Raw genomic sequence first — 7,146 nt, forward strand, 5'->3', positions numbered from 1 at the left:
CCGGGACAGGCTCGGCTGTTGCCTGCTGTTCAGCCTTGCGGGCTTTGGCGCGGGCGATGGCTGCTTCAACGGCGGCTTTACGCGGGTCAACGGTTTTCGCGACAGGCTCGGCTGTTGCCTGCTGTTCAGCCTTGCGTGCTTTAGCCCGGGCAATAGCAGCCTCAACGGCGGCTTTGCGTGGATCTACTGCGTCTGAAAGCTGTTCTGCGATGGCTGCATCAGTCTGCTCGCCAGCAAGGCGTTTTTCGGCCTGAGCTGCGCGGGCCTGTGCTTTACGTGCTTCACGTGCGGCGATGACGGCGCTGTTGTCAGGTTTTTCACCAGCCTGAATGATGACAGGCTGGGTGGCCTGCTGCTGTTTTTCACGAACCCGGCTCAGGGCCGCTTCGATTGCAGCCTGGTCTTTTGCCGCAGGCTGAACGGCGGCCTGTTTGTGTCGCTCCAGACGGGCGGCTTTCTCACGCTCAAGGCGCTCTGCGCGGGCTTCGAAACGGGCTTTCGCTTCGGCGGCGCGTTTTTCTTCCTGGCGAATGGCGGCGATTTCCGCTTTTTCCTGACGGAAGTACTGCACCAGCGGAATGTTGCTTGGGCAGACCCATGCACAGGCCCCACACTCAATACAGTCGGAAAGATTGTGTGCAGTAGCTTTGTCGTGCTGCTGGCCTTTGCTGAACCAGTACAGCTGCTGCGGCAGCAAATCAGCCGGGCAGGAATCGGCACAGGCGCTACAGCGAATGCAGCCTTTCTCTTCCTGCTCTTCGCCCATCTCGCTGGCGGAAGGCGCCAGCAGACAGTTGGTGATTTTTACCACCGGCACGTCCAGCCAGGGCAGGGTGAAGCCCATCAGCGGACCGCCCATAATCACCATCTGTTCAGGCGTGGCGCAGAAGCCAGCATCTTCGAGTAAATGACGAACCGGCGTGCCCAGTCGCGCCCAGACGTTGCCCGGACGGGTAACGGATTCACCGGTGAGTGTCACTACACGTTCGGTTAGCGGCTCACCGTCAATGATGGCACGCTTCACCGCAAACGCCGTGCCGACGTTCTGCATCAGCACGCCAATATCAGATGAGCGACCGCCGTGGGGAACCTGCTTGCCGGTCAGAATTTGCGTCAGCTGCTTTGCGCCACCGGACGGGTATTTGGTCGGGATGACGCGCAGGCTGATGCCATGAACATCAGCGAGTACGGCGCGCATCATCGAAATGGCCTGCGGCTTATTGTCTTCGACGCCAATCAGCACTTCTTTCGGCTGAAGGACGTGCATCAGAATGCGGATACCGTCGACGATCTGGGCCGCGCAATCCTGCATCAGGCGGTCGTCGGCGGTGATATACGGCTCACACTCGGCGGCGTTGATGATAAGCGTGTCGATTTTATCGCCGCCGCCTTTCAGCTTGCTGCCGGTCGGGAAGCCAGCGCCGCCCAGGCCTGCAACGCCAAAATCATGAATGCGCTCAATAAGCTCGTCACGGCTTCGCTGCTGCCAGTCACACCAGCCGTCGCGGTCGATCCAGCGGTCTTCACCGTCGGCCTCGATAATAACGCTCATCTCTGCGAGAGCCGAAGGATGCGCCGTGGAGTGGGGAGCAATCGCGACCACGATACCGGAGGTTGGCGCATGGACGGGAAGCATTCGGCCCCAGCCACGGGTTAACGGCTGGCCGCGCAGAACGCGTTCGCCAACCGTGACGCTGAGTTCGCCTTCGGCACCGATGTGCTGTTTCAGCGGGATGACGTAGCGCGGCGCAAGGGGAACCTGGCGCAGCGGCGTGCCATTGGACTGAGTCTTCATCTCCGGAGGATGGATCCCGCCGTCGAAGTCCCAGATTTTGTCCTTTCTGAACGCGGAGAATAACTTAAGCATGGTGTTCCACTGGAATGATACGAACTGGAATGGCCTGCAGATCCCATTTCCAGCTTTCGGTCGTCTCAGCGACCGGACGTAATTCAATACACTGCGTCGGACAAGGCGCGACGCAAAGGTTACAGCCGGTACACAGGTCGCTTATGACGGTATGCATCGCGCGGGTGGCGCCGACAATGGCATCAACCGGACAGGCCTGAATGCACTTGGTGCAGCCGATACAGTTGGGCTCATCGATCACCGCCAGCATGCGCACCGGCTCAGAAGCCTCTTCCTCGCCGTCTATAGGCTGCGGTTCAACGTTCAGCAGCGTGGCGATTTTCAGCATCACGGCTTCGCCGCCTGGGGCGCAACGGTTAATTTTTTCGCCCTGGCTGCCGACGGCTTCCGCATAGGGACGACAGCCCGGGTAGCCGCACTGGCCGCACTGACTCTGCGGCAGAATTTCATCGATTTTCTCTACCACCGGATCGTCTTCCACCGCAAAACGGCGTGAAGCGTATCCGAGAATGCCGCCAAAAATAAGCCCTAACAGGCTGATGGCCGCAATGGCAATCCACACTAAGGTCATTACAACTTCACCAAACCACTAAAGCCCATAAAGGCCAGAGACATTAACCCTGCGGTGACCAGAGCAATGGCGTTACCCTTAAACGGGGCAGGGACATCGGCGACCACCAGACGTTCGCGAATAGCGGCGAACAGCACCATCACCAGCGAAAAACCCACCGCCGCGGAGAATCCGTACAGCGCCGATTGCAGAAAATTGTGCCCGAGGTTGATATTTAACAGCGCCACGCCAAGCACCGCACAGTTGGTAGTGATAAGCGGCAGGAAAATCCCGAGCAGGCGATAGAGCGCCGGGCTGGTTTTACGCACAACCATTTCGGTGAACTGCACCACCACCGCGATGACCAGAATAAAGGCCAGCGTGCGCAGGTAAATCAGATTCAGCGGAATGAGGATCCAGGTATCAATCAGCCATGCGCAGACGGAGGCGAGGGTCATCACAAACGTGGTGGCAAGGCCCATCCCCATCGCCGTTTCCAGTTTTTTGGAAACGCCCATAAATGGACACAGCCCGAGAAACTTCACCAGAACGAAGTTATTCACAAGGACGGTGCCAACGAAAAGCAGCAGGTAGTTGGTCATAGTGCGCCTGAAACGAAAAAAAGCCGCCTATTATCGGACAAACCGACGCAGGCGACAACAGATTATCTGTAAGGTTATTACGGCTTAACGAAGGTGCGTTTCACGCGCTCAGAGCGCTTGAAATAGGGCACTAACAGCGCGGTAGCCAGCAGCGGGAAAAGCAGCTGACGTAAGGCTAACGCATCGGATACCGGAGCGAAGGCAAACGTCTTAACGGCAAGCAGGACCATAATAAGCAACCAGATGATGTAATGCTTTGGCACCAGCCTGCGGCGCTTAAAGAAAGCCGCTGTCAGCCAAAGGGTGTAGCACCACATGGCTAGGCCAAAAAGCAGTGAGAAGCCGATTAACACCAGATTTGTGGTACTCAGAACCTTCAGATTCGCGACAAAAAGAACACCGATAAAATTCAGCGTCGTCAGCGTCACGCTTATCAGGGCGACAATAAGCCAGGCCAGCGGGGCAAGCAGCCAGCCGCCAATACGTTCTGTAGGTTCTGTGGTCATGACCTCTCCGAAATCAGCGTCAGTCAGAAATGCGGGGCGAGAAGTATAAGCAACTGACGCGACAGAAAACAGTCTTTATTATTGTACGTAGCGCCACACGGTCTTAGGCACCTGGCCAATATCGTACAAACGACCGCCGGAAACCAGCTCCGCCCGGCGATGATCGGCTGCGCGATACATATTGACGATTTCCTGAGTGTCGCTGAGTGAATAATTCAGGTGATCAAAAAGCTTTTCCAGACTTTCAAGAGAGCTGATTTTGCGAAATTTCAATAAATAATCCAGGACGGTCATTGTAGCGCTTTCCAATTATGCTGTTGTAATTATTAGGTAAATATAACCCGTTAGCGTTCATCATCGGGCCGGTTATTCGGGCTGACGGGTCACAAGATGCGCTTAAATTATTTAGGCTATAAGCACCAAAAACAAGCTCAGAAGAGTATTCTGGCCATGTAAAATTTGAATTAGGAATTTTCCAGGCGGAATGTCAGGCGCCGGAAGGCGCCTGGGAGAGAAGATTAACGTTGTTCGCCGCGGGTAGCAATCACCTTCTGGTACCAGAAATAGCTCTTTTTACGTTTTCGGGCCAGATTCTGATGATGATCAACATAAACGAAGCCGTACTGTTTCTTATAACCGTTTAACCAGCTTAGTAGATCAATAAAGGACCATGGGTAATAGCCGCGCACATCTGCGCCTTGCAGCATTGCATTTTCCATCGCCGTAATATGTATGCTCAAATAATCAATACGCGGGTCATCAACGATTTCACCCTTAATAATAGGGTCTTTTGCGCCCAGGCCATTCTCGGTAATGTACATCGGAATATCACCGTAGCGTTCTTTGATCATCATAATGCCGTCGGTAAGACCCTGCGGCCAGATTTCCCAGTCCCAGTCCGTATAAACACCGTCCGGATTGCGCACGAATTTAAACAGGTCCTTAAAGCCGAATTCATTTCCGCTGTTCGGTTCGCCGTTGTGGTTGCTGGCGGTGCTGGTTTCGCCTGGGTTAGCGACCACGGTTTCGCGGCGATAATAGTTCAGACCGATAAAGTCACAAATATTATCGCGCAGCAGTGCGTCGTCGCCGGATTCGAAGTGTGGAACGCCCCAAAGCGCCTGCGTTTGCGCAAGTAAATCCTCAGGGTAGTGCCCTTTCAGAACCGGATCGTAGAGCCAGTGGGTATGGATAGCATCGGCGATGGCCGTAGCGGCCAGATCTTCCGGGCTGTTGGTTAGCGCCGTATGAGGCTGCAGGACGTTAACGAAGCCAATCTCACCTTGCACGTTCATCTCACGGAAAGCTTTGACCGCCAGCGCGTGGGCAATGAAGACCTGATGACAGGCCTGCACCGCGCGTGCCGGATCTTTTACCGAAGGCGGGTGGCTGCCGGTGATATAGCCGTGGCCAATAAATACGATGGTCTCGTTGAACGTTGCCCACAGTTTTACGCGGTCTCCATAGCGCGAGTAGCACAGACGTGCATACTCCTCGAAGGCTTTTGCCGTAGCGCGGGCTTCCCAGCCGCCTTCATCCTGTAAGGCCTGCGGCAGGTCCCAGTGATAGAGCGTAATCATCGGCACGATGTTGTGAGCCAGCAGGGCGTCGATCAAATCGCTGTAGAATTTGATCCCGGCTTCATTGACTTCACCGCGGCCGTTTGGCAACAGACGTGGCCAGGAAATAGAAAATCGGTAGCTTTGCAGACCCATTTCGGCCATCAGCGCCACGTCTTCCTGCATGCGGTGATAGTGATCGACGGCGATATCACCGTTGGTGTTCTGGTAAGTCGTTCCCGGCAGATGAGAAAACACATCCCAGATGGATAACCCTTTACCGTCTTCGTTATGTGCGCCTTCAACCTGATACGCGGCGGTTGCTGCGCCCCAGAGAAAGTCTTTTGGAAATGCGGCCATGACACGCTCCTTATCGATAAGATAAAAGCAGTGTACGGAGGGGAAATGTAAATCTGCAACCGGTTTCAGAAACCGGTTGCATAGTTGCGACCAGGGTCACTTTCTGACAATCACTTGTGCGGCGTCGTAGCCGTAGTGGGGGCTTCTGGTGTCTGGTAGTTATCAATGTGATGCGCTGCAATCAGCAGCAATACGCAAACCCCAAGCACAATCCAGCCCACCAGCTCGACGATGCGGTTAAATACCATAGTCATAACAATCACTGTCTCCAAAAATCCAGCCAGGAATGTTACCAGGAACACTGCGTTCAGGCCAGGGCGGGAAACGAGCAATCTGCATCATTTTTCACCATCTGTTGAAGGTTTAAGACGCTCGCGAGAGCGAATTGTTAATAAACAGTTGTGAGGTTCTGACAGATGTTGTGAAATGACAGCCATCCACAGATGAGGGCGAAAACATGAGTGACACTATCCGCGTCGGATTAATTGGCTATGGCTACGCGAGTAAAACCTTCCACGCACCGCTGATTAGCGGCACGCCAGGCATGGAGCTGGCGGCGGTTTCCAGCAGTGACGAAGCGAAGGTCAAGGCAGACTGGCCGGGCGTGAAGGTCGTTTCGGAGCCGAAGCATCTGTTTAACGACCCGACCATTGATTTAATTGTCATTCCTACGCCAAACGATACCCACTTCCCGCTGGCGAAAGCCGCACTGGAAGCGGGCAAGCATGTAGTGGTGGATAAACCCTTTACCGTGACACTGTCACAGGCACGTGAGCTGGACGCGCTGGCGCGCGGCCTGGGCCGTCTGCTTTCGGTATTCCACAACCGCCGCTGGGACAGCGATTTCCTGACTGTGAAGCAGCTGATTGCCGAAGGTCATCTTGGTGAAGTGACCTTTTTTGAATCGCACTTTGACCGCTACCGCCCGGAAGTCCGCAACCGCTGGCGTGAACAGGGCGGCCCGGGGAGCGGTATCTGGTACGACTTAGGCCCGCATCTGCTGGATCAGGCCATCAATCTGTTTGGCCTGCCGGTGAGTCTGACTGTCGATCTGGCGCAGCTCCGTCCGGGCGCACAGTCTACGGACTATTTCCATGCGGTGTTAACCTATCCGCAGCGCCGTGTGGTGCTGCATGGCACGCTGCTGGCTGCGGCAGAATCGGCGCGTTATATCGTACACGGCACCCGTGCGAGCTACGTGAAATACGGTCTTGATCCACAGGAAGAACGTCTGAAAAACGGTGAACGCCTGCCGCAGGAAGACTGGGGCTACGACATGCGTGATGGCGTACTGACCCGCGTGGACGGTGACGATCGCACCGAAGAAACCTGGCTGACGGTGCCGGGCAACTATCCGGCATACTATGCGGGTATTCGCGATGCCCTGAACGGTAACGGTGAAAATCCGGTTCCGGCGAGCCAGGCGATTCAGATTATGGAATTGATTGAGCTGGGCATTGAGTCGGCGAAGCACCGCTCAACGCTGAGCCTGACCTGAGTGCAGCTATTGAGGCGCACGCTGATGCCCTCACCCCAACCCTCTCCCACGGGAGAGGGCGCAAACACTAAAAACGGCAACCGAAGTTGCCGCTTTGCATTTACCTCCGCCACCTGGCAATATGCAGAGCATAAAGAGCCGGGACATTCTCCTAATGCCGATCGTTTAAGGATCGGTTGACCGATCCGGTAGCTGGTGTAAAAA

The 7,146-nt window shown here is 55.3% G+C and carries 8 protein-coding genes; 1 reads left to right on the forward strand and 7 read right to left on the reverse strand.

Translation table 11 applies throughout. The annotated features are described in order from the left end of the window. The 7 genes from rsxC to blr form a co-directional block, all read right to left on the reverse strand. Positions 1 to 1,867: electron transport complex subunit RsxC (gene rsxC / locus RTU33_RS19970; protein WP_312629712.1), on the reverse strand; the 1,867-nt coding region annotated here is incomplete at its 3' end. Continuing rightward, positions 1,860 to 2,438, reverse strand: coding sequence for an electron transport complex subunit RsxB (gene rsxB, locus RTU33_RS19975; protein ID WP_312629714.1), 579 nt, complete (start codon positions 2,436 to 2,438; stop codon positions 1,860 to 1,862). The genes rsxC and rsxB, both read right to left, overlap by 8 nt. Next, entirely contained in the window at positions 2,438 to 3,019 is a 582-nt protein-coding gene (rsxA, locus tag RTU33_RS19980) for an electron transport complex subunit RsxA (RefSeq protein WP_312629716.1), read from the reverse strand. Before rsxA ends, rsxB begins: the two co-directional genes overlap by 1 nt. 77 nt (positions 3,020 to 3,096) lie before the next feature. Beyond that, entirely contained in the window at positions 3,097 to 3,525 is a 429-nt protein-coding gene (locus RTU33_RS19985; RefSeq protein ID WP_312629717.1) for a DUF2569 domain-containing protein, read from the reverse strand. 78 nt (positions 3,526 to 3,603) lie between these two features. Beyond that, positions 3,604 to 3,819 carry a transcription modulator YdgT gene (gene ydgT, locus RTU33_RS19990; RefSeq protein WP_312629719.1) on the reverse strand — a complete coding sequence of 72 codons (216 nt, stop codon included), beginning with the start codon at positions 3,817 to 3,819 and terminating at the stop codon, positions 3,604 to 3,606. A 224-nt stretch (positions 3,820 to 4,043) separates the two neighbouring features. Next, positions 4,044 to 5,444 carry a GH1 family beta-glucosidase gene (locus RTU33_RS19995; protein ID WP_312629720.1) on the reverse strand — a complete coding sequence of 467 codons (1,401 nt, stop codon included), beginning with the start codon at positions 5,442 to 5,444 and terminating at the stop codon, positions 4,044 to 4,046. A 110-nt stretch (positions 5,445 to 5,554) separates the two neighbouring features. Then, entirely contained in the window at positions 5,555 to 5,698 is a 144-nt protein-coding gene (blr, locus tag RTU33_RS20000) for a division septum protein Blr (RefSeq protein WP_312629722.1), read from the reverse strand. A 203-nt stretch (positions 5,699 to 5,901) separates the two neighbouring features. Here blr and RTU33_RS20005 point away from each other — a divergent pair, with 203 nt between their 5' ends. After that, positions 5,902 to 6,942: an oxidoreductase gene (locus tag RTU33_RS20005; protein ID WP_312629724.1), complete on the forward strand. Its 1,041-nt coding sequence runs from the start codon at positions 5,902 to 5,904 to the stop codon at positions 6,940 to 6,942. Positions 6,943 to 7,146: the final 204 nt, after the last annotated feature.

This window comes from Scandinavium sp., from assembly GCF_032012665.1.
Lineage (GTDB): Bacteria > Pseudomonadota > Gammaproteobacteria > Enterobacterales > Enterobacteriaceae > Scandinavium.

Bases quoted from the DNA above. Each gene is read 5' to 3' on its own strand.
- rsxB (WP_312629714.1), bottom strand. From the start codon at position 2,438: ATGACCTTAGTGTGGATTGCCATTGCGGCCATCAGCCTGTTAGGGCTT.
- rsxA (WP_312629716.1), bottom strand. From the start codon at position 3,019: ATGACCAACTACCTGCTGCTTTTCGTTGGCACCGTCCTTGTGAATAAC.
- RTU33_RS19985 (WP_312629717.1), bottom strand. From the start codon at position 3,525: ATGACCACAGAACCTACAGAACGTATTGGCGGCTGGCTGCTTGCCCCG.
- ydgT (WP_312629719.1), bottom strand. From the start codon at position 3,819: ATGACCGTCCTGGATTATTTATTGAAATTTCGCAAAATCAGCTCTCTT.
- RTU33_RS19995 (WP_312629720.1), bottom strand. From the start codon at position 5,444: ATGGCCGCATTTCCAAAAGACTTTCTCTGGGGCGCAGCAACCGCCGCG.
- blr (WP_312629722.1), bottom strand. From the start codon at position 5,698: ATGACTATGGTATTTAACCGCATCGTCGAGCTGGTGGGCTGGATTGTG.
- RTU33_RS20005 (WP_312629724.1), top strand. From the start codon at position 5,902: ATGAGTGACACTATCCGCGTCGGATTAATTGGCTATGGCTACGCGAGT.